Here is a 25159-nt window from a genome sequence, read left to right as displayed (position 1 = left end):
CAGCCTGAGAGGAAAGAAACGATGAGCCACCTACTCGACCAGCTGCGCTTTTTCAATCGCAAGCAAGGAGAGTTCGCTGAGGGTCACGGCGAGACCCGCATCGAGTCCCGTGACTGGGAGAACGTCTACCGGTCACGCTGGCAGTACGACAAGATCGTGCGTTCCACCCACGGGGTGAACTGCACCGGGTCGTGCTCCTGGAAGATCTACGTGAAGAACGGCCTGATCACCTGGGAGACCCAGCAGACCGACTACCCGCGCACCCGCAACGATCTGCCCAACCACGAGCCGCGCGGCTGCCCGCGTGGCGCCAGCTACAGCTGGTACATCTACAGCGCCAACCGCCTGAAGTACCCGAAGGTGCGCAAGCCGCTGCTAAAACTGTGGCGCGAGGCACGCCGCAACATGGCGCCGGTGGAGGCCTGGGCCAGCATCGTCGAGGACAAGGCCAAGGCCGACTCATACAAGAGCAAGCGCGGCATGGGCGGCTTCATCCGCTCCAGCTGGGACGAGGTCAACGAGATCATCGCTGCCGCCAACGTCTACACCGTCAAGCAGTACGGCCCGGACCGCGTGGTCGGCTTCTCGCCGATTCCGGCCATGTCGATGGTTTCCTACGCCGCCGGTAGCCGCTACCTGTCGCTGATCGGTGGCGTGTGCCTGTCGTTCTACGACTGGTACTGCGACCTGCCGCCGTCGTCGCCGCAGGTGTGGGGCGAGCAGACCGACGTGCCGGAATCGGCTGACTGGTACAACTCCAACTACATCATTGCCTGGGGCTCCAACGTCCCGCAGACGCGTACCCCGGACGCGCACTTCTTCACCGAAGTCCGCTACAAGGGCACCAAGACCGTGTCGATCACCCCGGACTATTCCGAGGTGGCCAAGCTCACCGACCTCTGGCTGAACCCCAAGCAGGGCACCGACGCCGCGCTGGCGCAGGCCTTCGCCCACGTCATCTTCAAGGAATTCCACCTCGAAAAGCCGAGCGCCTACTTCACCGACTACGCCAAGCGCTACACCGACATGCCGATGCTGGTGCTGCTCAACGAGAAGAACGGCAGCTACATCGCCGACCGCTTCCTGCGCGCCTCGGACCTGACCGGCAACCTCGGCCAGGACAACAACCCCGAGTGGAAGACCATCGCCGTCGACGCCAATGGCGAGCTGGTCTCGCCGCTGGGTTCGATCGGCTATCGCTGGGGCGAGAAGGGCAAGTGGAACATCGAAGCCCGCGAGGGCGGTGCCGGTCGTGATATCGACCTGCGACTCAGCCAGATCGATGGCGGCGAGACCGCCGAGATCGCCTTCCCCTACTTCGGCGGGCAGACCCACGAGCACTTCACCGCCGTCGAGGGTGAGGAAGTCCAGCTGCGCCGCGTGCCGGTCACCAGCGTCACCCTGGCCGACGGCAGCAGCGCCAAGGTCGCCACCGTGTTCGACCTGATGGCCGCCAACCTGGGTATCGCCCGCGGCCTGGGTGGCAGCAACGTTGCCGCCAGCTACGACGACGCCAGCGTGCCGGGCACCCCGGCCTGGCAGGAGAAGATCACCGGTGTCTCGCGCGAGAAGGCCATCCAGATCGCTCGTGAATTCGCCGACAACGCCGACAAGACCCATGGCCGCTCCATGATCATCGTCGGTGCGGCGATGAACCACTGGTACCACATGGACATGAACTACCGTGGCCTGATCAACATGCTGATGTTGTGCGGCTGCGTCGGCCAGACCGGTGGTGGCTGGGCCCACTACGTCGGCCAGGAGAAGCTGCGTCCGCAGTGCGGCTGGCTGCCGCTGGCCTTCGGCCTCGACTGGAGCCGTCCGCCGCGGCAGATGAACGGCACCAGCTTCTTCTACAACCACAGCTCGCAGTGGCGTCACGAGAAGATGAGCATCCACGAGGTGCTCTCGCCGCTGGCCGACAAGTCGCAGTTCCCCGAGCACATGCTCGACTACAACATCCGCGCCGAACGCGCCGGCTGGCTGCCGAGCGCCCCGCAGCTCAACCGCAACCCGCTGCAGATCTGCCGTGATGCCAAGGCCGCTGGCATGTCGCCGGTCGACTACGTCACCAAGTCGCTGAAGGACGGCAGCCTGCGCTTCTCCTGCGAGCAGCCGGACAGCCCGGAGAACTTCCCGCGCAACATGTTCGTCTGGCGTTCCAACCTGCTCGGCTCCTCGGGCAAGGGCCACGAGTACATGCTCAAGTACCTGCTGGGTACCAAGAACGGCGTGATGAACGAAGACCTCGGCAAGCGCGCCGACGGCTTCAAGCCGACCGAGGCCGAGTGGGTCGACGAGGGCGCTATCGGCAAGCTCGATCTGGTTACCACCCTCGACTTCCGCATGTCCTCGACCTGCGTGTACTCCGACATCGTCCTGCCGACCGCGACCTGGTACGAGAAGGACGACATGAACACCTCGGACATGCACCCGTTCATCCACCCGCTGTCCGCGGCGATCGACCCGGCCTGGGAAGCCAAGTCCGACTGGGAGATCTACAAGGGCATCGCCAAGGCGTTCTCCGAGATGGCGGTCGGTCAGCTGGGCGTCGAGCAGGACCTGGTCACCATCCCGCTGCTGCACGACACCCCCGGCGAGCTGGCGCAGCCGTTCGGCGGCACCGACTGGAAAACCGAGGGCAAGGACCCGGTGCCGGGCAAGAACTGCCCGAACATCACCGTGGTCGAGCGCGACTATCCGAACACCTACAAGAAGTTCACCTCCCTCGGCCCGCTGCTGGACAAACTGGGCAACGGCGGCAAGGGCATCAACTGGAACACCGAGCACGAGGTCGAGTTCCTCGGCGAGCTGAACTACAAGGTGCGCGAAGAGGGCGTCAGCCAGGGCCGGCCGAAGATCGAATCGGCCATCGACGCGGCAGAAGTGATCCTCTCGCTGGCGCCGGAAACCAACGGCCACGTCGCCGTGAAGGCCTGGGCCGCGCTGTCGGAGTTCACCGGCCGCGACCACAGCCACCTGGCGCTGCCCAAGGAGCACGAGGCGATCCGCTTCCGTGACATCCAGGCACAGCCGCGCAAGATCATCTCCAGCCCGACCTGGTCCGGCCTGGAAGACGAGCACGTGTCGTACAACGCCGGCTACACCAACGTTCACGAGTACATCCCGTGGCGCACCATCACCGGCCGCCAGCAGTTCTACCAGGATCACCCGTGGATGCTGGCTTTCGGTGAAGGCATGCAGAGCTACCGGCCGCCGATCAACACCCGTTCCACCGGTTACGTGGCGGGCAAGATGAGCAACGGCAATCCGGAGATCTGCCTGAACTGGATCACTCCGCACCAGAAGTGGGGCATCCACTCCACCTACACCGACAACCTGATCATGCTGACCCTCAGCCGCGGCGGCCCGATCGTGTGGATGTCCGAGATCGACGCCAAGAAGGTCGGCATCGAGGACAACGACTGGATCGAGTGCTTCAACGCCAACGGTGCCCTGACCGCCCGTGCGGTGGTCAGCCAGCGCGTGATGGAAGGCATGGTGATGATGTACCACGCCCAGGAACGCATCGTGAACGTGCCCGGCGCCGAGAGCACCAAGACCCGCGGCGGCCACCACAACTCGGTGACCCGCGTGGTGCTCAAGCCCACCCACATGATCGGTGGCTACGCCCAGCTGGCCTACGGCTTCAACTACTACGGCACGGTCGGTTGCAACCGCGACGAGTTCGTCGTGGTACGCAAGATGAACAAGGTCGACTGGCTCGATGGCCCGAACGGCAACGAGCTGCCGCAACCCCTGCCGCAAGATATCTGAGGATTTGATGCCATGAAGATTCGTTCACAAGTTGGCATGGTGTTGAACCTGGACAAGTGCATCGGGTGCCACACCTGTTCGATCACCTGCAAGAACGTCTGGACCAGCCGCGAAGGCATGGAATACGCCTGGTTCAACAACGTCGAGACCAAGCCCGGTATCGGCTACCCGAAAGAGTGGGAAAACCAGGACAAGTGGAAGGGCGGCTGGGTGCGTAACACCGATGGCAGCATCAACCCGCGCATTGGTGGCAAGTTCCGCGTGCTGGCGAACATCTTCGCCAACCCGGACCTGCCGAGCATCGACGACTACTACGAGCCGTTCGATTTCGACTACCAGCACCTGCACACCGCGCCGCTGGGCGACCACCAGCCGGTGGCCCGTCCGCGCTCGCTGATCTCCGGCCAGCGCATGGAGAAGATCGAGTGGGGTCCCAACTGGGAGGAGATTCTCGGCACCGAGTTCGCCAAGCGCCGCAAGGACAAGAACTTCGACAAGGTGCAGGCCGACATCTACGGCCAGTACGAGAACACCTTCATGATGTACCTGCCGCGCCTGTGCGAGCACTGCCTCAACCCGGCGTGCGCGGCGGCCTGCCCGAGCGGCGCGATCTACAAGCGCGAGGAGGACGGCATCGTCCTCATCGACCAGGAGAAGTGCCGCGGCTGGCGCATGTGCATCAGCGGCTGCCCGTACAAGAAGATCTACTTCAACTGGAAGAGCGGCAAATCCGAGAAGTGCATCTTCTGCTTCCCGCGCATCGAGGCCGGCATGCCGACCGTCTGCGCCGAGACCTGCGTGGGCCGCATCCGCTACCTCGGCGTGCTGCTGTATGACGCCGACCGCATCCACGAAGTGGCCAGCACGCCCAACGAGCAGGACCTCTACCAGAAGCAGCTGGACATCTTCCTCGACCCGTTCGATCCGAAGGTCATCGCCCAGGCGCAGGCCGACGGCGTGCCGATGTCGGTGATCGAGGCCGCGCAGAAGTCGCCGGTGTACAAGATGGCGGTGGACTGGAAGCTGGCCCTGCCGCTGCACCCGGAATACCGCACGCTGCCGATGGTCTGGTACGTGCCGCCGCTGTCGCCGATCCAGAACGCCGCCAGCGCCGGCCACGTCAGCATGGACGGCGTATTGCCGGACGTCGACAGCCTGCGCATTCCGCTGCGCTACCTGGCCAACCTGCTCACCGCCGGTGACGAGAAGCCGGTCAAGCTGGCGCTCAAGCGCATGCTCGCCATGCGTGCCTACAAGCGCGCCGAGCAGGTCGACGGCGTGCAGGACCTCAAGGTGCTGGAGAGCGTCGGGCTGTCGGTCGCCCAGGTCGAGGACATGTACCGCTACCTGGCCATCGCCAACTACGAAGACCGCTACGTGATCCCGACCGCGCACCGCGAAGAGGCCATGAGCGACGCCTTCGCCGAGCGTTCCGGCTGTGGCTTCAGCTTCGGCAGCGGCTGTTCCGGCGCCTCGGACACCAACATGTTCGGCGCCAAGAAGGCCAACCGCCGCGACGTGATCAAGACCGTCCAGTTGTGGGAGGACTGAGCATGCGCATCCTTAAAGTGATTTCCCTGCTGCTCGACTATCCCGAACAGCAGCTGCGCGACGCTCATGCCGAGCTGGCCGAGGCGATTGCCGCGGCCCGTGAGATCAGCCCGGCGCAGCGTGCTGCGCTGCGTGCGCTGCTCGATGAGCTGGCCGCCGGCGACTTGATGGACGTGCAGGAACGCTACACCGAGCTGTTCGACCGCGGTCGCACACTGTCGCTGCTCTTGTTCGAACACGTGCACGGCGAGTCGCGTGATCGCGGCCAGGCGATGGTCGACCTGATGGCGCAATACGAGGCCGCCGGGTTTGCCATCGGCGTGCGCGAGCTGCCCGACTACATCCCGCTGTACCTCGAGTACCTCGCCACCCGCGAGGACCTCGAGGCCCGCGAGGGACTGGCCGACGTGGCGCATCTGCTGGCCCTGCTGGCGGCGCGCCTGGAAGAGCGCAACAGCCCGCACGCGGCGTGTTTCCACGCGCTGCTGCAGATCGCCGGCGAGACCGTCGAGCAGGCCGTTGGCGAACTGCGCGAGCAGGTCGCCGCGGAGGAGCGCGACGATTCGCTGGAGGCGCTCGACAAGGTCTGGGAGGAGGAGCAGGTGAACTTCCTCCAGGCCGAGCAGCAGGATCGCTGCCCGTCGTTGCCGGGTGGTCCGGGCAAGGCCCGCGAGGAAAGCCCGGTGCCGCTGCACTGGACCGATTTCAAGCATGACGGGCAAGCCGCGCTGGCCCAGGAGGTGCGTTAATGTCTAACTTCAATTTCCTGCTGTTCGGGGTCTATCCCTACATCGCCCTGGCGATCTGCCTGATCGGCAGCTGGGCGCGCTTCGACCTGTCGCAGTACAGCTGGAAGGCCGGTTCCAGCCAGATGCTTCAGCCCAAGGGCATGCGCCTGGCGAGCAACCTGTTCCACGTCGGAGTGATCTTCATCCTCTGTGGCCACTTCGTCGGCCTGCTGATGCCTGAAGCGCTGTACCACTCCTTCATCACCAGCGGCCAGAAGCAGGTGGTGGCGATGGTCTCCGGTGGCTTCTTCGGCGTGCTCTGTCTGATCGGTCTGGTCATGCTGATCAAGCGGCGTCTGAACGATCCGCGCGTGCGCGCCTCGTCCAGCCGTTCCGACATCGCCATCCTCTTCGTGCTGCTGGTCCAGCTGGTGCTCGGCCTGCTGACCATCTTCGCCTCGCTCGGCCACCTCGATGGCTCGGTGATGGTGCTGCTGGGCACCTGGGCGCAGAGCGTGGTCACCCTGCAGCCGATCAAGGCCGCGGGCGCCATCGAGTCGGTCAGCATCGTCTACAAGCTGCACGTGTTCCTCGGCCTGACCCTGTTCGTGCTGTTCCCCTTCACCCGGCTGGTGCACATCGTCAGTGCGCCGGTGTGGTACCTGGGCCGGCGCTACCAGATCGTCCGCCAGAAGGGCGTCAAGCCGGCGGTGCCGCGTCCGCAGCGTCCGCGCGGCTACGAGGCACCGGCAAACACCAGTGGGGCTGCCGCTCCGCTGCCGGGCTTCGCCGCGAACAAACTCAAGGACGGCATGCATTGAGTCGACTGGCGGCCGGCGCCTGACGTCGGCCGCCACGGCTGATCCGAATTTCGAGTCTGAGAGGTAACCATCATGGGTTGTGGATGCGGCGGTACAGGTGGTGGCGGTGGCTGTGGTGGCGAAACGCGGCCGGCGGTCGAGTTGCCGGTGAACGCGCCTCTGTTCGAGGAGCTGCCAAACGAGAACGATGAGATCGATGACGAGGCGCAAGAGGCCTCGGCTCCGGTCCAGCTGATCGCTACCAGCGAACAGGAATGGCCGCGGGCCAAGGTTAACGGTGTGGCGATCAGCCCCGAGGCGATTGCCCGCGAGCTGCAGTACCACCCGGCCGATACGCGCAACGAGGCGGTGTTCCTGGCCACCCAGGCGCTGGTGCTGCGCGAGCTGCTGCAGCAGCGCATCGCCGAGCTGGGCCTGCAAGTGACCGCCGAGAACGGCGAGAGCGAGGAAGAGGCCGCGACCCGCGCATTGATCGAAAAGGAAATCCCGCTACCGCTGGCCGACGATGCGGCCTGCCAGCAGTACTACCAGGGCAACCAGCAGCGCTTCTTCAGCGCACCGCTGCTGGCCGCGCGGCACATTCTGCTGGCCTGTCCGGCGGATGACGCCGAGGCCCGCAGCCTGGCCCGCGAGCAGGCGCTGACGCTGCTCGAACAACTGGCGCAGGCGCCGCAGCGCTTCGCCGAGCTGGCGCAGGCGCATTCGGCCTGCCCATCCAAGGCTCAGGGCGGCGCGCTCGGCCAGATCAGCAAGGGCCAGACCGTGCCCGAGTTCGAGCGTCAGCTGTTCCGTCTGCCGCAGGGGCTCTGTGCCCAGCCGCTGGAAAGTCGCTACGGCTACCACCTGGTGTTCGTCGACCAGCGCATCGAAGGCCAGCAACTGCCCTACGAGGCGGTGGCCGGGACGATCCGTGCCGAGCTCAACCAGCGCGTCTGGCAGATCGGCGTCAGCCAGTACCTGCAGAACCTGGTCGCTGCGGCGAACATCGAAGGCATTCGCATCCAGGGTGCGGAAACGCCGCTGATGCAGTAACGGCGGGTAGGGTGGATGGCGTTTCGACCATCCACCGTCTCGCGACGCGCCATCCCCCACGAAGTACAGAGAGCTTGGCGATGACTCAACTACGCGATGCCCACAACCGCCAGATCGACTACCTGCGCATGTCGGTGACCGATCGCTGCGATTTCCGCTGCGTCTACTGCATGGCCGAGGACATGACCTTCCTGCCGCGCCAGCAGGTGCTCGGTCTGGAGGAACTGGAGCGCATCGCGCGCATCTTCGTCAGCCTGGGGGTGAAGAAGATTCGCCTCACCGGCGGCGAGCCGCTGGTGCGCCAGGGCATCGTCGGCCTCTGCGAGCGCATCGCCGCGCTGCCGGGGCTGCGCGAACTGGTGATGACCACCAACGGCTCGCAGCTGGTCAAGCTCGCCGAGCCACTGGCACGCGCCGGGGTCAAGCGGCTGAATATCAGCCTGGATAGCCTGGACGCGGCTAAGTTCCACGCCATCACCCGCACCGGCGAGCTGCAGCAGGTGCTCGACGGCATCGATGCGGCGCGTGCCGCCGGTTTCGAGCGGATCAAGCTCAACGCCGTGGTGATGAAGGGCCGCAACGCCGAGGAAGTCGCCGATCTGGTGGATTTCGCCATCGCCAGCGGGCTGGACCTGAGTTTCATCGAGGAGATGCCGCTGGGCGATGTCGGCCGTTCGCGCGGCGAGAGCTTCTGCTCCAGCGACGAGGTGAAGGTGCTGATCGCCGAGCGTCACGCGCTGATCGATTCCGCCGAACAGAGCGGCGGGCCGGCGCGCTACGTGCGCCTGCCGGAGCATCCGCAGACGCGCATCGGCTTCATCTCGCCGCACTCGCACAACTTCTGCGCCACCTGCAACCGCGTGCGCCTGACCGTCGAAGGCCGCCTGCTGCTGTGCCTCGGCCACGAGAATTCCATCGACCTGCGCGCGCTGCTGCGTCGCCATCCGACCAGCGACCAGCCGGTGATCGACGCCATCCACGCCGCGCTGCAACGCAAACCGCTGCGCCATGAATTCTCCAGCAGCGGCGAGGTCCAGGTATTGCGTTTCATGAATGCCAGCGGCGGTTGAGCTGGCGCACCGAACCGGAGGATGCCCGCATGCTGCGCATCAACTACTTCGCCCGTTACCGCGAACTGCTCGGCTGCGAATTCGAGCGCCTGCCGTGGCAGGCCGAGTTCGCTACCATCGAACAGCTGCGCCAGTTCCTGCAGCAGCGCGGTGGCCACTGGGCGCTGCTCGCCGAGCGCAACCTGATGTGCGCGCGCAATCAGGAACTGTGCAATACCGCTGAACCCCTGCAAGATGGCGACGAGATCGCCTTCTTCCCGCCGGTCACCGGTGGCTGAAGCGCCCGCGCTTTGCGACCTGCAGTCGCAGCTGCCGGCGAGAATCGCCGCATCCGGCTAGGGTGAGGAAATACCTCCAACGGGGAATGGGCCCCGACCTGCAACTGGCCCAGCCTGCCGCTAATTTTCTACGGAGTTTCGAGCCATGGCTCACCTGTCCAACACCGAATTTCAGCCGCTGAGCATTGCCGTGCTCACGGTGAGCGACACCCGCAACCTGGATTCCGACACCTCCGGCCAGGCCCTGATCGACGGCCTGCTGAGCGCGGGCCACAGCCTGGCCGAGCGCGCCATCGTCAAGGACGATATCTGGCAGATCCGCGCCCGCGTCTGCAGCTGGATCGCCAGCGAGAACGTGCAGGTCGTGCTGATCACCGGCGGCACCGGTTTCACCGCCCGCGACAACACCCCGCAGGCGGTACAGCCGCTGCTGGACAAGTCCGTCGACGGCTTCGGCGAACTGTTCCGCCACTTCTCGCTGGGCGAGATCGGCACCTCCACCGTGCAGTCCCGCGCGCTGGCTGGGATGAGCAACGGCACCCTGGTCTGCTGCCTGCCCGGCTCGACCAATGCCTGTCGCACCGCCTGGAACAAGATCCTCGTCGAGCAGCTGGACAGCCGCACCAAGCCCTGCAACTTCGTGCCGCACCTCAAGGCCAGCGCGGTCGCCTATTGCGGGCCACGCTCATGAGCGCCTGTGGCTGCGACACCAGCGGACTGAAGCCGGTCGACGAAGCCATTGCCGAACTGCTGGCGCGGGTGCCCGCGCTGCCGCCGATCGAACATGTGGCGCTGTCCGATGCGCTCGGCCGGGTGCTGGCCGAATCGCTCGATGCACCCTTCCCGGTGCCGGCCTGGGACAACAGCGCGATGGACGGCTACGCCCTGCGTGCCGCCGACCTGCCGGCCGAAGGCGGCTGGCTGCCGCTGGCCGGGCGCATTGCTGCCGGTGATGCCGCCGACCAGCAACTGCCTGCCGGCCACGCCGTGCGCATCTTCACCGGCGCACCGCTGCCGCCGGGCGCCGATACGGTGGTGGCGCAGGAAGACTGCCAGATCGAGGACGGGCGCGTGCATCTGCCCGCGGTCACCCAGGGCGGCCATGTGCGCCGTCAGGGCGAGGAACTGCAGGCCGGTGCAGCGGTGCTGCAGGCCGGCAAGCGCCTGCGCCCGCAGGAGATCGGCCTGCTGGCGAGCTTCGGCGTTGCCCGCGTGGCGGTCTATCGGCGCCTGCGTATCGGTCTGCTCTCCAGCGGTAACGAGCTGCGCGAACCCGGCGAGCCGCTGGCGCCGGGGCAGATCTACAACTCCAACCGCTACTGCCTGCTCAGCGTGCTGCGCAGCCTCGGAATGGAAGTGCATGACTACGAAATCCTCGTCGACGAACTGGCCGCCAGCCGCGACGCCTTGGCGCTGGCTGCCTCCGAATGGGACATGCTGATCACCTCCGGTGGCGTATCGGTGGGCGAGGAGGATCACCTCAAGCAGGCCATTCGCGAACTGGGTGAGCTGCACATGTGGCGTCTGGCAATCCAGCCCGGCAAGCCACTGGCCTTCGGCGAGGTCAACGGCAAGCCGTGGATCGGCCTGCCGGGCAATCCGGCGGCGGCGCTGATCACCTCGCTGGTGGTGGCGCGGCCGTTCCTGCTCAGTGCCCAGGGTTGCACCGACGTGCTGCCCAAGCCGCTGCGCCTGACCGCCGGCTTCGCCTGGCGCAAGCCGAACAACCGCCGCCAGTACCTGCGCGCGCGGCTCGAGCAGGTCGACGGCGAGATGCGCGTGTGCCTGCACCCGCGTCAGGGCTCGGCGATGCTGACCTCGGCGAGCTGGGCCGAAGGCCTGGCCATCGTCGAGCGCAACCGCACGCTGGAAGAGGGTGAGACGGTGGAGTACCTGCCGTTCAGCGAACTGCTCGGCTGAGACACGAAAACGCCCGGTCGATGATCAGTCGACCGGGCGTTTTTGCGTCTGCGCCTCAGGCCTGCCGCTAGTGCGGCAGCATCCGCTGCAGGGTGCCGTCACGGCGCACGTACTGGTGGAACAGCGCCGCCGCCGCGTGCAAACCGATCAGCCAGTAACCGGCCACCGCCAGCGTCTCGTGCAGCTCCTTGAACTGGCCGGCCAGCCGTTCGTTGGTGCCCATCAGTGTCGGTAGCTGCAGACCGAAGAACGGAATCGGCTTGTCCGCCGCGCTCAGCGTCAGCCAGCCGAGCAGCGGCAGACCGATCATCAGGCCGTACAGCGCCAGGTGCATCAGTTTTGCCAGCGCCTGTTCCCAGCCGGCGCCGGGGACTGCCTTTGGCGCCGGATGCAGCCAGCGCGCCAGCAGGCGTAGCCAGACCAGGGCGAATACCGTCATGCCGAGCATGAAATGCCAGTGCTTGAGCAGTTCGCGTGGCTCGCTGCCCTTGGGGAAATTGCCCTTGAGTTCGATGGTCGCGTAAACCGCCGCGATCAACAGCAGCATCAACCAGTGCAGGCCGATGGACAGTCGCCCATAGCTTGCCGCTCCCGCTTTACCGTTCATTTCACCTGCTCCACATGGGGGTAACTGATGCGATTCTAGGCAGCGAAACTTAAGCGAAGCTTAGCCGGGCCGGACCAGTCATCTGTCATCGGTGATGGCCAGCCTGTCTGTGTGCGGGGGCGGTTCGGTGGATAAGGCTGCGCCGTTATCCACACCTGCGGTGTCGGCACTTCTGCGGGCGTAGAGTGGAGCACGCGCGTAGCGCTTTTCCACCGCAGCCCCGACGCCGCACGGCGGTGCTTATCCAGCCGCCGACTGTAGCTGCCTGGGCAGTCGCACCGCGACCCGCAGGCCGCCCAGCGGCGAGTCGAGCAGTTCGATCGTGGCACCGTGCAGTTCGGCGATGCGGGCGACGATCGACAGCCCGAGGCCGGCGCCCTGGCCGTCGCCGAGACGAAAGAAGCGCTCGAACAGCTGCGGGCGCAGCTCGGCGGCGATGCCCGGCCCGCTGTCGGCGACGTCAAGCATCAGCTGGTTGGCGTCGCCCTGCAGCTGCACCTCGATCCGCCCGCCGCGTGGCGTGTAGTCCAGTGCGTTGCTCACCAGGTTCTGCAGCAGCGTAGCCAGGCTCGCCGCGTCGCCATTGAGGCGGCAGTCAACCTGCTCGTCCACCTCCAGGGTCAGCTCCTGCTCACGGGCGATGGCCAGCGGGGTCAGTTCGGCGAGTGTCTCGCGAGTCAGTGCGCGCAGATCCAGCGGCGCCAGGCTCAGTTGCTGGGCATTGGGCTCCAGGCGGGCCAGGGTGAGTAGCTGGGTGACCACGCGGGTGGTGCGGTCGACGCCGACCACCAGCTGCTCGAGCGCTTCTTCACGCTCGTCTTCGTTTTGCGCCTGCTGCGCGTTCTGCGCATGGATGCGCAGCACCGCCAGCGGCGTGCGCAATTCGTGGGCGGCGTCGGCAATGAAGCGCTTCTCCCGCTCGATGAGCTGGTGAACCTGTTGCAGCAGGCGATTGAGCGAGGCGGCGACCGGCTCCAATTCCTGCGGCAGCGGCGCCAGCAGCAGCGGCGCGAGATTGTCTGGGTCGCGGCTTTTCAGCAGCTGGGCCATGCGTGCCAGCGGCCGCAGGCCCCAACCCACCGCCAGCCAGATCAGCAGCGCCAGCAGCGGCAGGCCGATGAGATCCGGCAGCAGGCTGCGCCGGGCGATCTTGCTGACCAGCTCGCCGCGCACGTCGCCGCGCTCGCTGACCAGCACCCACAGGTCGTCTTCGCGGTCCTGCAGCAGGAACAGTCGCCAGTCGCGGCCGTCGAGCACCACGTCGTGATAGCCGCCAGGCAGGCGGGCGAATGGGGAGGGCGATGAGTCACCGACCGGCGCCAGCAGCTGCTGCAGTGCGCCGTCCGGTGCGCCAGCCGATTGCAGCACGGTGCTGCCATCGGCGGCATAGACCTGAAAGCCCAGCTTGGTCTCGTAGTTGTGCCCCGGCACACCCTGATCGCGCCGCGCGTTCACCGCCGCATCCAGCGCTTCCTGCAGCGCGTGGCGGGCTTGTGGATTCATCTCGCGCATCACCAGGCCCTGCACCAGCCGCGCACTTTGCGCCAGCTGCGCATCGAACAGTTCCTCGGTCTCGTGGCGGGCGTCGCGGTAGCTCTGCCAGGAGATCAGGCTCAGCGAAACCAGCAGGGTGCCGAGCAGCAGCGCGAGGGTGCGCTGGCGGATCGAGCGTTTCAGCATTTGTCCACCAGATAGCCGACCCCGCGCACGGTGCGGATCAGCTCGGGAAAGAACTTCCTGCGCAGGTGATGGATGTGCACCTCCAGCGCGTTGCTTTCGACCTCCTCGTCCCAACCGTAGAGCACCTGCTGCAGGCGATCACGGGTCAGCACGCGACCGGGCTGGGCGAGCAGTTCATGCAGCAGGACGAACTCCTTGCGTGGCAGGCTGACCGGCGCGCCCTGGTAGCTGACCTGCTGGTTGACTGGATCTAGCAGGATGCCGCGGTATTCCAGCGCCGGTTCCGGGCGATTGAAGCTGCGCCGCAGCAGCGCGCGCAGGCGCGCCTTGAGTTCGGCGACGTCGAATGGCTTGACCAGGTAATCGTCGGCGCCGGCGTCCAGCCCGGCGATACGGTCGCTGGTGGCATCGCGGGCGGTGAGCACCAGTACCGGCACCGGGTTGGCTGCCGCGCGCAAACGCTTGAGCACTTCCAGGCCGTCCAAGCGCGGCAGACCGAGATCGAGGATGGCCAGCTCGAAGCTCTCGTGGCTCAGTGCATGCAGCGCGCTGGCGCCGTCCTGCAGCCAGTCGACGGTGTAGCCCTCGGGCTTGAGTGCGGTGCGGATGCCCTCGCCGAGGGCGCGATCGTCTTCCACCAGCAGAATGCGCATGTCGTTCCTGTCGTCTTGAGGGGGGCGCGGCATTGCTGTGCATTCAACGCCGCCGCACCTGGTTATTCCAGCTTTTCCTTGACCTGTGCGAGCAGCGCGCGGGCTTCGTCGCGGCGGCCGGCATCGGCAACCTCACGACCGGGGCGAGCTGGCGCGGCGAGGGCCTTTTCCAGCGCCGTGCGCGCTTCGCCATAGCGCTTCTGGCGCAGCAGGAAATCGCCGTGGAAATAGTTCGGGTCGATGCCGTTCGGATTCAGCGCCAGTGCCTGCTGGAACAGCGCCTCGGCCTTGTCCTCGTCACCGAAGCCGATCGGCCAGCCGGGCACCTGGTAGTAGAGGCTGGCCAGACTGGTATAGGCCGAGCCGTCGAGTGCCTGCGCGTCGAGCTCGATGGCTTTTTCCAGTTCGGCCTTGGCCTGCTTGACCAGGCCCAGCGCGCCGAGCCCGCCCTTGGCGCCAGCCCAGGTGCTGAGCACGATGCCGTGCCAGATATGCAGCTCGGCGGCCTGCGGTTCGCCGACCACCGCGCTTTCGGCCTCCGAGGCGAGCCGGGCGAAGGCCGCTTCGCGCTGCGCCGCCGGCAGCTGGTAGTTGATTTCCGCCCAGCGCGTCTGGATCTGCTGCAGCGACGATTCGCCGGCCGCGCTGAGGGCGAAGGAGGGTTGGCTGGCCAGGGCCAGCATCAGTGCGCAAAGGCCGAGCAGACGCTTCATGGGTGTTCTCCGGTTGAGTTGGATTGGTGGGCGGGTGGCAGCGACTGTTCAGCACGGGCGAAGCGTTTGATCACCGGCAACTGCTTGCGCAGCGCCTGGTCGACCACGCGTGGCAGCAGGCTGTTGAGGCGCACGAAGAGTTTTTCCGGCCAGCCGAGGTACAGCTCTTCGCGTTCGGCGGCGATGGCGTGGACGATCTGCCGCGCCACGGCTTGCGGGTCGTCCATGCCGACCTTCAGCGCATCGTTCATCGCCACCACGTCGGCGCTGTTCATTGCCGTGCGGGTGGCGCGCGGGGCGATGTAGAGCACCTTGACGTGGCTGTCGGCCAGCTCGCGGCGCAACGCCTCGGAGAAACCGCGCAGGGCGAACTTGCTCGCGCAGTACGCGGCGAAGCCCGGGTAGCCGATGGAGCCGAAGGTCGAGCCGAGATTGACCAGCAGCGCTTGCGGCTGCTGGCGCAGCAGCGGCAGCAACAGGTGGGTCAGCTGCAGTGTGGCGGTGACGTTGACGCCGATCAGCCGGGCGATGGCGTCCTCGTCCTGCTGTTCGAGCAGGCTGAACTGGTTGATCCCGGCGGCGTTGATCACGCAGTTGAGCCCGCCGAAGCGCCGCGCGGCATCCAGCACCGTATGCCGGCCGCTGCGCTGGGCGAGGTCGGCGCAGACCAGGCTGACCTGCCCCGGATGGCGGCGCGCCAGCGCTTCCAACGCCAGGCTGTCGCGACCGACCAGCAGCAACTGCGCACCGCCGGCGCAGAGCCGCTCGACCAGCACCTGGCCGATGCCGCCACTGGCGCCGGTGAGCAGGATGCGCGCGTCACGCAGTTGCATGATCGTGCTCCTGTGCTGTCAGGCTGCGGAAGATATCGCCGTAGAGGCGATAGACCACGCGGGCGGTGTGCACCACCGCGGCCTTGTCGTCCTCGTCGTCGAGGCGGTTCATCAGCTTCTTGAAGAACTCGATGTGCTCCAGGTCCAGGCTGCCATGGGAAGTCAGGTAGCTGAACGCCTTGGCCGGCAGCTGGAGCTTGTCCTGCAGCACGCCGGCGGCCTGGGTCGCCAGGGCGATGCTGGTGCCCTCCAGCACGTTGACCATGCCGAAGAAGCTCGCCGGGTTGTGCCGCGCGATGCGGTCGTAGACGTAGGCGACCATCAGCTCGGTGGGCAGTGCCGGCTGGCCGTGGCGCACCGCCTCGGCATCGCCGCCGCAGGCGCGGATGTCGTTGAGGATCCATTCCTGATGGCCGATCTCTTCCTCGATGTACTCGGCGATCGCCTCGCGCAGCCACTCCAGCCGCTCCGGCAGGCGCGCACCGCAGGCCATCAGCAGCGGTACGGTGTGCTTGACGTGGTGATAGGCCTGGGTCAGGAAGGCGATGTACTGCGCGCGGGTGGCGGTGCCGGCGAGCGCGGCGTGGATGATCGGCGAGGCCAGCAGGTATTCGCGCTGGGCACTGGTCTGGTGTTGCAGTTGGTCGAAGAAATCCATGGTGAACCTCGAAAGTCAGGGCTGAAGGGCGTTGATCGCCGATTGGTAATGATCGAAGAGGGCGTTGCGGCGCAGCCGGCCGTTGGCGGTGGCCAGGCCGTTGCTGGCGCTGAACGGCGCGTCGGCACGCAGCCACTGGTGTACGCGGGCGTAATCCGGCAGGCCGGCATTGACTTGCTCCACTGCCGCTCGCAGCTCGGCGTCGCTCAGCGCGGCGCGGCGTGGCACCAGCACGGCGACGTTCTGCGCCAGCGCCTCGCCATGCAGCCAGGCCTGGGCGATCGGCGCCTGCTGCACCAGTTCGGCCTCCACCCATTCCGGGTTGACGTTGCGCCCGTAGGCGGTGACGAACTGGTGCTTCTTGCGTCCGTGCAGGGTCAGGAAACCGTCCTCGAAATGGCCGAGGTCGCCGGTGGCCAGCCACTCGCCGGTGAGCGGCGGTTCGCCGAGGTAGCCGAGCATGTGCGGGCCGCGCACCAGCACCTCGCCATCGTCGGTCAGGCGCAGCTCGACGTGCGGCAAAGGCCGGCCGACCGTACCGATGCGCCGCGCTTCGGGCGTGTTCAGGCAGACCACCGAGGCGCATTCGGACAGCCCGTAGCCTTCGTATACCGGCAGCCCGAGGCTCCCGGCGCGTTCCAGCAGTTGCGGCGCGACGCGGCCGCCACCGACGGCGATGAAACGCAGCGAAGTCGGCAACGGCACGCCCTGTTCGGCCGCGCTGACCAGCGCCAGCAGCAGCTGCGGCAGCAGGATCAGGCTGTGCGGCTGGCTGGCCTGCAGCGTGGCGAGCAGGCGCGGCAGCTCGAAGCCCGCCGCGCCGCTGAAGCCGATCTCCGCCAGCGGCCGCAGCTCGACCCGCGCACCGGCCAGCAGCGGCGCATAGAGTCCGGCGATGTTTTCCAGCAGGGTCGCCAGCGGCAGCACGCACAGGTGCTGGCGCACCTCACAGGGCAGGCTGGCCTGCCACAGGCTTTCGGCCACCGCCAGCTGCGCTTGGGCATCCAGGCAGACGCCCTTGGGCTGGCCGGTGGTGCCGGAGGTGTAAGTGATCTTCAGCGTACCGACCGGCACCGGCGTGACCGCTTGCGGCTCGCGCTGCAGCAGCCCGGAGGTGGACGGGCGGAAGCCGCAGCGCTCGCTGAGCGGGCTGGCGGCGCCGATCAGGCAATCGATGCCAGCATGGTTCAGCACATGCTCTTGCTGCGCTGGGGAAAAGAACCCCGGCAGCGGCACGCAGACCAGACCGGCACGCAGCAGCGCCAGGTCCCACAGCGCCCACTCCAGCCCGTTGTCCAGCGCCAGGGCGACGCGCTGCACGCCGAGCTGTTCCAGCTGGCCGGCGCGCGCGACCACCTCGTGGCGCAGTTCGGCGTAGCTCAGCTGGCGCGGGCCCTCGCTGAGGGCGATGCCGCTGTGCTGGTCGAGCGCCCGGAAGAAGCGTTCAGCTGCAGGCTGCATGCGGCACCTCGCTGGTATCGAACAGCGGTTGATAGCCGAGCCGCGCATAGATGCCCAGCTGCGTCAGCCGCTGGTGGCCGGGCAGGATCTCGCCGGCCATCAGCTGCGGCCGGCAGGCGTAGTAGCTGCCCCAGTCGGCCAGCTCCTCGCCCATGCGCGCCGGATCGGCCAGGCCGAGCGGCAGCGGGTCGAGCGCCAGGCGCTGAAAGCTGTTGAGCAGCGCCGACGTGCCGGTGAACACCACCCAGCGAAAGCCCTGGGCGACCAAGAGATCGGTCAGCGCGACGATCAGCAGGCGCGCCGAGGCATTGCCGAAGGCGGCCAGGTTGCCGACCTCGACGATCTCCTCGCGCGGCACCGTGCGCCCGCAGCGCTGGCTCACCGCCTGCTCAATGGGCTCGTCCAGATAGCGTTCGAGAAACAGCGGCCGGCGCCGCGCGCTGCGCAGGCCGACCGCGCCCTGCACCTCGCCGTGCTCGCTGTGCAGACCGAGCAGGCAGGGCATGAAGTGCTGCACTCGCGCGCCGTAGTGCTCGGCGAAACGCTGACGGATGAAACTTTCCAGCGCGGCGCGCCGCTCGCCGGCATCGGCTTGCGCCAGTTGCAGGCTCAGCGCCGGCTCGCGGCCGATACGTGCCAGTACATCGGTGTGATCAACCCAGGGCAGTTCCATCGGGGAACCTCGGTTAGGAATCTGGACTGGATTGTTGGACGGCAAACTTAAGGCAGTCTTAAGCCGGCGCGGCTGCAATGACCTGGCGCAAGAACGACGTTTTTTTCACATCGTTTCGACTATGTTCCGCCGCGCGCGCAGGCGCAGTACTGTCTGTCGCAACCGTTCCGAATCTTTCAGCGAGTACCTGTGTGATGCGCATCCTGGTCATCGAAGACAATCGCGACATTCTCGCCAACGTGCTGGACTATCTGGAACTCAAGGGCTACGTGGTCGACTGCGCGCAGGACGGCCTTGGCGGCCTGCACCTGGCCGCCACCCAGGACTACGACCTGATCGTGCTGGACGTGATGCTGCCGGGCATCGACGGCTATCAGGTGTGCAAGCGCCTGCGCGAGGATGCCGGACGCGATACGCCGATCATCATGCTTACCGCGCGTGACGCCCTGGCCGACCGCCTGCAAGGGCTGGGCGTGGGCGCCGACGACTACTTGGTCAAGCCGTTCGCGCTGTCCGAGCTGGTGGCGCGCATCGAGGCGATCCTGCGGCGCAGCCAGGGCGCGCGCAAACGCCAGCTGCAGGTCGGCGACCTGCATTACGACCTCGACACGCTGCAGGCCAGCCGTGCCGGCCAGCCGCTGCGGCTCAACCCCATCGGCCACAAGCTGCTGGCGCTGCTGATGCAGAAGAGCCCGGCGGTGGTGCGCCGCGAACAGCTGGAAGAGGCGCTGTGGGGTGATCATGTGCCGGACAGCGATGCTCTGCGTAGCCACATCCACCAGCTGCGTCAGGCGCTGGACAAACCCTTCGACCGGCCGCTGCTGCACACCGTGCATGGCGTCGGTTTCCGGCTGGCGGAGGACGGCGATGCTCGCTAAACAGCCCTTCGCCCGGCGCATCGTCATCGCCTTCACGCTGATGACGCTGCTGGTCAGTGGCGTGTTTTCCATCGGCATCGTGGCGGTGGTGTACTTCATCGAGGCGCAGCTGGTCACCGAGGAAATGAGCCGCGAGATGGATAGCGTGCTCGACGTCGACCTGGCCCACGGCCAGGCGCCGCGCCTGGATGCCAGCACGCGCTTCTTCGCCTCCGGCTTGCCGCAGTACGGCCTGCCGGAAGAACTCGCCGCGCTCGCGCCGGGGTTCACCGAACTGGTGCGCAACGACGAGGCCTTCTACGTGTTCGTCCGCGACCTGGCGGGCGAGCGTTATGTGCTGATGGAGGACCAGAACGAGTTCGAGGCACGCGAGAACGCGCTGTTCAACGTGGTGCTCGCCGGCTTCGTGCTCAGCGTGCTGGGTGCCTGGGGGCTGGGGCGGCTGATGGCGAACCGGGTGATGGCGCCGGTCAGTCGGCTGGCCAATCAGGTGCGCCATCGCGACCAGCTGCATCCGCTGGCGCCGCCGCTGGCGCTGCAGTATCCGGACGACGAGGTGGGCCACCTGGCCGCCGCGTTCGACAGCACGCTGGGCCAGCTGCGCCGCACCCTGGAACGCGAGCGGCTGTTCACCGCCGACGTCAGCCATGAGCTGCGCACGCCGCTGATGGTGGTGCTCGGCGCCTGCGAATTGCTCGAACAGGCCGCGCTGCCGCCGCGGGCGCAGCAGCAGGCGGCGCGCATCCAGCGTGCCGCGCAGGAAATGCACGAACTGGTGGAAACCTTCCTGCTGCTGGCGCGCGCGCGGCCGGAGCAAGCCTCGTTCGGCGGCGACGCGACGTTGGCCAGCGTCGCCACCGAACAGAGCGAGCGCTGGGGGCCGCTGCTGGCGGAGAAAGGCCTGGACTTCGCGCTGAAGATCGAGGGCGATGACCACGGCGTCTACAACCGCACGCTGCTCGGTACGGTGATGTCCAACCTGCTGCGCAACGCGTTGCACTACACCGACAGCGGCAGCGTGACGCTGGTGCTTGCCGACGGTGGCTTTCGGGTCGAAGACAGCGGCGTGGGCATTCCGCTGGACCAGCAGGAGCGCATGTTCCAGCCGTTCGTGCGCGGCGCCGAGGGGCGTGGCGAGGGGCTGGGTCTGGGGCTGTCGCTGGTCAAGCGAATCTGCGCACACCAGGGCTGGGACGTCGGTATAACGTCGCGCGAGCCGCAGGGCAGCTGTTTCCGGGTGCGCTTGTCGGATCGCGTTATTTGACGTTTTTTTCACATTCTTTTGACAGGGACTTGATCCCGGCCTCGCTAGTGTGGCGTCACCATCCCAACCGGAACGCCCGCCATGACGAGATCGAGCCCCATCGAACTGGAGTTCTCGCGCAAGTACGACCGCGAGCACGCCTACGAATATCTGCACAAGCATCAGGCTGGCCTGGCCAGACGGCTGTCGCATTGGCGTGACGAGCAACTGGCGCGGCGTGCGCTGAAGATCGCCGGCGATCCCGACCTGGTGCTCGACCTGCCCTGTGGCGCCGGGCGCTTCTGGCCGCTGCTGGCCGAGCACCCCAGCCGGATGATCTTCGCTGCGGACAATTCCGCCGACATGCTGGCGATCGCCGAAGCGGCGCAGCCGCTGGAGGTGGTCAAGCGGGTGGAAACCTTCCAGACCTCGGCCTTCGCCATCGACATGGGCAACAACGCGGTGGACAGCATCTTCTGCATGCGCCTGCTGCACCACATCGCCGATCCGGCGCACCGCCTGGCGATGCTGCGCGAGTTCCACCGCGTCACCCGCGACACCCTGATCGTCTCGCTGTGGGTCGATGGCAACTACAAGGCCTGGAAGCGCAAGCGTTTGGAGCGTCGGCGGCCGGCCAAGGACAACCAGAACCGCTTCGTCGTCGCCCGCTCGGTGATTGAGGCGGAGTTCGCCGAGGCCGGTTTCGACATCCTCGAGCACTGCGACTTCCTGCCCGGCTACGCCATGTGGCGGGTCTACGTGCTGCGCAAGCGGGGGTGAGCATGAATCAACCAATCGTTCTGCCAGCCCGCGAAAGCCTGACCAGCACCTTCCAGCGCTGGTGGGATACCCAGGGCGAATGGGTCGAGGAACCCAATCAGCGGCGCGCCGGCGAAAGCGGGGTGCAGCGCGTGCGTCTGCGCGACGCTTCGCAGCCGCTGCTGTACAGCAAACGTCAGATTGGCCACCTGTATCGCTCGCTCGCCCATCCGTTCGGCCGGCCTACCGTGTTGCGCGAGCTGCAGGCACTGCAAGCCTTCGCCCGCCTCGGCGTGCGGGTGCCGGAGCTCGTCTACTGCGGGACCCGGCAGCAGGCCGGGCAGTGGCAGGCACTGCTGGTGACCGCGGAGCTGGACGGCTTCGTCAGCCTGGAGAACTGGTACCGCGACGGTCACACCGAGCGCCACGGCACGCTCGTCCACCAGCGCATGCTGGCGGCGGTCGGCGTCGCCCTGAATCGTATTCACCGGGCGCGCTGGCAGCATGGCTGCTGCTACCCCAAGCACATCTTCCTGCGCGTGCATGGCGCGGGCGATGCGGCCTGGGTCGAGGTTGCTCTGCTCGATCTGGAGAAGAGTCGCCGCCGCCTGCGCCGCAGCGCCGCGGCGCGCCACGACCTGCGCCAGCTCCATCGGCACCGCCAGGACATGCCTGTCGAGGACTGGTTGCGGCTGCTCGCCGCGCACACGACAGCCAGCGAGGCGGATGCCCATGTCATCTGAGCCGAACCCGCTGGGCGCCGCCGCGGCACTCAAGGGCCGCGGCGGGCTGGCACGCATCTGTAATGCGGCCGGCTATTCGCTGGCCGGCCTCAAGGCCGCCTATGCCGGCGAAGCGGCGTTCCGCCAGCTGGTGTGGTTGAACCTGCTGCTGATCCCCGTGGCGCTGCTGCTCGACGTCAGCCGCGTCGAGCGTGCGGTGCTGATCGGCGTGGTGTTTCTCGGGCTGATCGTCGAGCTGCTCAACTCGGCCATCGAGGCCACCGTCGATCGCATCTCCCTCGACCTGCATCCGCTCTCCGGGCGGGCCAAGGACATGGGCAGCGCCGCGCAACTGCTGGCGCTGTGCCTGACCGGCCTGGTCTGGGGCGTGATCCTGATCCCCTGAAGGACGTACCCATGCTTTCCTCATTGCGCCGTCCCGGTCGACAGCGCCCGCTGCCCGGTTTCAACGGCCTCGCCGCACACCTGCGCTTCATCCTCGCCAGCGCCGTTGCGCTGCTGGCACTGTTCGCCCTGCTGCGTCTGGGCCTGCTGCTGTTCAACCGCGAGCTGATCGGCAGCACACCGACGGCCAGTTTCGTCGAGGCGTTCGGCAACGGCCTGCGTTTCGACCTGCGGGTGACGGTGTATATCCTCCTGCCGCTGCTGCTCGGCGTGCTGAGCGTGCGCGTGATGGCGGCGCGCGGCCTGCTGCGGCTGTGGTTGAGTGTGTGTGCGAGCCTGACGATCCTGCTCGGGCTGATCGAACTGAACTTCTATCGCGAGTTTCATCAGCGCCTGAACAGCCTGGTGTTCCAATACCTGCAGGAAGACCCGGCTACCGTGCTGAGCATGCTCTGGCATGGCTTCCCGGTGTTGCAGCTGCTGGCGGCTTGGGGCATGGCGAGCGTGACGATGTACGCTCTGTTCGGCTGGCTGGAGCGGCTGACGCGTGGCGCACCGGCTGTTCACTCAACCAGCGCGCGCCGCAGCGGCCCGGCCTGGTATACCCGCACGGCGGTGTTCGGCGTGTTGCTGGTGGTCAGTGTGGTGGCCGCGCGCGGCACGCTGCGTCAGGGGCCGCCGCTGCGCTGGGGCGATGCCTTCACCACCGAGTCGATGTTTGCCAATCACCTCGGTCTGAACGCGACGCTGTCGCTCTACGATGCGGCCCGCAACCGCTTCTCCAGCCACCGCGACAACAGCTGGAAGGCGACGCTGCCGGCCGAGCAGGCACAGGCGATCACCCGCGAACTGCTGCTGACCGACAACGATCAGCTGGTGGATGCCGAGCTGGCGCCGGTACGCCGCGATTTCCAGCCGCCAGCGGACGGGCAGCTGGCGGTGCGCAACGTGGTGGTGATCCTGATGGAAAGCTTCGCCGGGCGCTTCGTCGGTGCGCTGGGCAGCCAGGATGGCATCACGCCGAATTTCGACCGTCTGGCCGGCGAAGGGCTGTTGTTCGAGCGCTTCTTCGCCAACGGCACCCACACCCACCAGGGCATGTTCGCTAGCATGGCCTGCTTCCCCAATCTGCCGGGTTTCGAATATCTGATGCAGACGCCGGAAGGCGGCAACCGCTTCTCCGGGCTGCCACAGCTGCTTAGCGCACGGGCGTTCAACGACCTCTACGTCTACAACGGCGACTTTGCCTGGGACAACCAGTCCGGTTTCTTCAGCAACCAGGGCATGACGCGCTTCATCGGCCGCGGCGACTACGTCGATCCAGTGGTGGCCGATCCGACCTGGGGCGTATCCGATCAGGACATGTTCACCCGCGCCGCCGAGGAGCTGGGCCAGCTCGACCGCGGCAAGCCGTTCTATGCGCTGCTGCAGACGCTGTCCAACCACACACCCTATGCGCTGCCCGAGCAGTTGCCGGTCGCTGCAGTCGAGGGGCATGGCGCGCTGGACCAGCATCTGACGGCGATGCGTTATTCGGACTGGGCGCTGGGGCAGTTCTTCGACAAGGTGCGTAACCAGCCCTGGTTCGACCAGACGCTATTCGTGGTCGTCGGCGATCACGGTTTCGGCGCACCGGAGGAAGTCACCGAGATGGACCTGCTGCGCTTTCACGTGCCGCTGCTGCTGATCGCGCCGGGCATCACCGAGCGTTTCGGCAGCCGTCGCGAGGTGGTCGGTACGCAGGTGGACGTGGTGCCGACCATCATGGGCCGCCTCGGTGGCGAGGTGCGTCATCAATGCTGGGGCCGCGACCTGCTCAGCCTGGCGGCGGACGATCCGGGTTTCGGCATCGTCAAGCCGTCGGGCAGCGACCAGACCGTGGCGCTGATCCGTGGTGATCGGGTGCTGGTGCAGCCCAAGGAGCAGCCGGCGCGGCTGTATCGCTATCGCCTGGGCCGTGAACCGGCTGGCGAGCGGATCGTCGCGGCTGAGGATCAGCCGCAGCTGCTGCGCCAGCTGTACGCCTATCTGCAGACCGCCACCGTCAGCCTGCTGGCCAACACCAGCGGCGATCGCGAGCGCGAGGCCGTGCCGCTGGCCAGTGCGGACGTACTCACAGAACCGCTCAGAACGCCGAGCCAGGCGCGCAAGGCGAGCGAAGGCTGAGATTCAATGGGATCGGCGAGCGCCGCGGCCGAGAGGTTCGCGGCGTTCGCCTGGATGACGGCTACTGAGCGTGCAGCGACGCCAGTTCGGCCGACGCGTTCTGACGGGCGAGAAAGTTCACCAGCTTCTGCCGCTGGCGGGCGTCGAGCAGCTCGCGCTCGCTCAGCAGCTGATCGATCTGCAGTTGCTGGCGGGCCTCGCGCAGCTCACTGAGTTTTGCCTGCTCGCGCGCGACCTGCGCGGGATCGACCTGCTCGCCGAGCAGCGCCTCTAACAACCTGCCGCGCTGGGCGTCGAATTCGCTGTCGAGCGCATGCAACTGGGCCAGATAGGGCGCTTGGCCGTCATGCCAGCGCCCTAACTGGTTGGCGCTAAGCTCCAGCTGGCGCGACAGCTCGGTCGGTGCGCCGGACGGCATGGGCAGCCCGTCGGTTTGCAGTTTCTGCCAGGCGAGAGTGCCCAGCACGCCGCAGTTGACCAGCAGCGACAGCGCCAGGGCGCCGCGCAGAGTGGAAGTGTTCATTACGGATT

The 25159-nt window shown here is 66.9% G+C and carries 24 protein-coding genes; 15 read left to right on the top strand and 9 right to left on the bottom strand.

What is annotated here, in order from left to right:
- The first annotated feature begins 21 nt into the window (after positions 1 to 21).
- From N8H22_RS00940 to glp, 9 genes are all read left to right on the top strand, one after another.
- Complete coding sequence (locus N8H22_RS00940) at positions 22 to 3777, top strand: nitrate reductase subunit alpha (protein WP_264588763.1); 3756 nt, start codon at positions 22 to 24, stop codon at positions 3775 to 3777.
- Between the two features lie 12 nt (positions 3778 to 3789).
- Positions 3790 to 5328 (top strand): nitrate reductase subunit beta, encoded by a 1539-nt coding sequence (narH, locus tag N8H22_RS00935; protein WP_264588762.1) that lies wholly within the window; start codon positions 3790 to 3792, stop codon positions 5326 to 5328.
- 2 nt (positions 5329 to 5330) lie between these two features.
- Positions 5331 to 6077 carry a nitrate reductase molybdenum cofactor assembly chaperone gene (narJ, locus tag N8H22_RS00930; protein WP_264588761.1) on the top strand — a complete coding sequence of 249 codons (747 nt, stop codon included), beginning with the start codon at positions 5331 to 5333 and terminating at the stop codon, positions 6075 to 6077.
- Positions 6077 to 6877 carry a respiratory nitrate reductase subunit gamma gene (gene narI / locus N8H22_RS00925; protein ID WP_264588760.1) on the top strand — a complete coding sequence of 267 codons (801 nt, stop codon included), beginning with the start codon at positions 6077 to 6079 and terminating at the stop codon, positions 6875 to 6877. Before narJ ends, narI begins: the two co-directional genes overlap by 1 nt.
- A 72-nt stretch (positions 6878 to 6949) precedes the next feature.
- The gene (locus N8H22_RS00920) at positions 6950 to 7909 is read left to right on the top strand and encodes a peptidylprolyl isomerase (protein ID WP_264588759.1); all 960 of its coding nucleotides are present in this window, start codon (positions 6950 to 6952) and stop codon (positions 7907 to 7909) included.
- A gap of 80 nt (positions 7910 to 7989) precedes the next feature.
- Positions 7990 to 8979 (top strand): GTP 3',8-cyclase MoaA, encoded by a 990-nt coding sequence (gene moaA, locus N8H22_RS00915; protein ID WP_264588758.1) that lies wholly within the window; start codon positions 7990 to 7992, stop codon positions 8977 to 8979.
- A 29-nt stretch (positions 8980 to 9008) separates the two neighbouring features.
- On the top strand, positions 9009 to 9257 hold the full coding sequence (moaD, locus tag N8H22_RS00910; RefSeq protein ID WP_264588757.1) for a molybdopterin converting factor subunit 1: 249 nt from the start codon (positions 9009 to 9011) through the stop codon (positions 9255 to 9257).
- A 145-nt stretch (positions 9258 to 9402) separates the two neighbouring features.
- Positions 9403 to 9948, top strand: coding sequence for a molybdenum cofactor biosynthesis protein B (moaB, locus tag N8H22_RS00905; protein WP_264588756.1), 546 nt, complete (start codon positions 9403 to 9405; stop codon positions 9946 to 9948).
- Positions 9945 to 11177, top strand: a complete 1233-nt coding sequence (glp, locus tag N8H22_RS00900; protein ID WP_264588755.1) for a gephyrin-like molybdotransferase Glp — start codon at positions 9945 to 9947, stop codon at positions 11175 to 11177. The genes moaB and glp overlap by 4 nt, the downstream gene beginning before the upstream one ends.
- A 67-nt stretch (positions 11178 to 11244) precedes the next feature.
- Here the strand turns inward: glp and N8H22_RS00895 are convergent, their stop codons facing one another.
- From N8H22_RS00895 to N8H22_RS00860, 8 genes are all read right to left on the bottom strand, one after another.
- The gene (locus N8H22_RS00895; RefSeq protein ID WP_264588754.1) at positions 11245 to 11784 is read right to left on the bottom strand and encodes a cytochrome b; all 540 of its coding nucleotides are present in this window, start codon (positions 11782 to 11784) and stop codon (positions 11245 to 11247) included.
- Between the two features lie 240 nt (positions 11785 to 12024).
- Complete coding sequence (locus N8H22_RS00890) at positions 12025 to 13464, bottom strand: ATP-binding protein (protein ID WP_264588753.1); 1440 nt, start codon at positions 13462 to 13464, stop codon at positions 12025 to 12027.
- Positions 13458 to 14117, bottom strand: coding sequence for a response regulator (locus tag N8H22_RS00885; protein ID WP_264588752.1), 660 nt, complete (start codon positions 14115 to 14117; stop codon positions 13458 to 13460). Before N8H22_RS00885 ends, N8H22_RS00890 begins: the two co-directional genes overlap by 7 nt.
- A gap of 62 nt (positions 14118 to 14179) precedes the next feature.
- Complete coding sequence (locus N8H22_RS00880) at positions 14180 to 14830, bottom strand: tetratricopeptide repeat protein (protein WP_264588751.1); 651 nt, start codon at positions 14828 to 14830, stop codon at positions 14180 to 14182.
- The gene (locus N8H22_RS00875; protein WP_264588750.1) at positions 14827 to 15663 is read right to left on the bottom strand and encodes an SDR family oxidoreductase; all 837 of its coding nucleotides are present in this window, start codon (positions 15661 to 15663) and stop codon (positions 14827 to 14829) included. The genes N8H22_RS00880 and N8H22_RS00875 overlap by 4 nt, the downstream gene beginning before the upstream one ends.
- The gene (locus N8H22_RS00870; protein WP_264588749.1) at positions 15650 to 16321 is read right to left on the bottom strand and encodes an iron-containing redox enzyme family protein; all 672 of its coding nucleotides are present in this window, start codon (positions 16319 to 16321) and stop codon (positions 15650 to 15652) included. Before N8H22_RS00870 ends, N8H22_RS00875 begins: the two co-directional genes overlap by 14 nt.
- Before the next feature lie 15 nt (positions 16322 to 16336).
- Positions 16337 to 17782: an AMP-binding protein gene (locus tag N8H22_RS00865; protein ID WP_264588748.1), complete on the bottom strand. Its 1446-nt coding sequence runs from the start codon at positions 17780 to 17782 to the stop codon at positions 16337 to 16339.
- Complete coding sequence (locus N8H22_RS00860; protein WP_264588747.1) at positions 17766 to 18455, bottom strand: thermostable hemolysin; 690 nt, start codon at positions 18453 to 18455, stop codon at positions 17766 to 17768. The genes N8H22_RS00865 and N8H22_RS00860 overlap by 17 nt, the downstream gene beginning before the upstream one ends.
- Positions 18456 to 18649: 194 nt before the next feature.
- On the opposite strand from N8H22_RS00860, the gene N8H22_RS00855 reads away from it, so the two are divergent.
- The 6 genes from N8H22_RS00855 (at position 18650) to N8H22_RS00830 (ending at position 24628) form a co-directional block, all read left to right on the top strand.
- Positions 18650 to 19333: a response regulator transcription factor gene (locus N8H22_RS00855; protein WP_264588746.1), complete on the top strand. Its 684-nt coding sequence runs from the start codon at positions 18650 to 18652 to the stop codon at positions 19331 to 19333.
- On the top strand, positions 19323 to 20597 hold the full coding sequence (locus tag N8H22_RS00850) for a HAMP domain-containing sensor histidine kinase (RefSeq protein WP_264588745.1): 1275 nt from the start codon (positions 19323 to 19325) through the stop codon (positions 20595 to 20597). Before N8H22_RS00855 ends, N8H22_RS00850 begins: the two co-directional genes overlap by 11 nt.
- An 81-nt stretch (positions 20598 to 20678) precedes the next feature.
- Positions 20679 to 21356: a class I SAM-dependent methyltransferase gene (locus N8H22_RS00845; protein ID WP_264588744.1), complete on the top strand. Its 678-nt coding sequence runs from the start codon at positions 20679 to 20681 to the stop codon at positions 21354 to 21356.
- 2 nt (positions 21357 to 21358) lie between these two features.
- Positions 21359 to 22078, top strand: coding sequence for a lipopolysaccharide kinase InaA family protein (locus tag N8H22_RS00840; RefSeq protein WP_264588743.1), 720 nt, complete (start codon positions 21359 to 21361; stop codon positions 22076 to 22078).
- The gene (locus N8H22_RS00835; protein ID WP_264588742.1) at positions 22068 to 22463 is read left to right on the top strand and encodes a diacylglycerol kinase; all 396 of its coding nucleotides are present in this window, start codon (positions 22068 to 22070) and stop codon (positions 22461 to 22463) included. The genes N8H22_RS00840 and N8H22_RS00835 overlap by 11 nt, the downstream gene beginning before the upstream one ends.
- An 11-nt stretch (positions 22464 to 22474) precedes the next feature.
- Positions 22475 to 24628, top strand: a complete 2154-nt coding sequence (locus N8H22_RS00830; RefSeq protein ID WP_264588741.1) for an LTA synthase family protein — start codon at positions 22475 to 22477, stop codon at positions 24626 to 24628.
- A gap of 61 nt (positions 24629 to 24689) precedes the next feature.
- Here N8H22_RS00830 and N8H22_RS00825 read toward each other — a convergent pair whose 3' ends face one another.
- Positions 24690 to 25151 (bottom strand): periplasmic heavy metal sensor, encoded by a 462-nt coding sequence (locus tag N8H22_RS00825; RefSeq protein WP_264588740.1) that lies wholly within the window; start codon positions 25149 to 25151, stop codon positions 24690 to 24692.
- Positions 25152 to 25159: the final 8 nt, after the last annotated feature.

It is taken from the genome of Stutzerimonas sp. S1 (assembly GCF_025966695.1).
Lineage (GTDB): Bacteria > Pseudomonadota > Gammaproteobacteria > Pseudomonadales > Pseudomonadaceae > Stutzerimonas.
This window is presented reverse-complemented; position numbering and strand designations above follow the sequence as displayed.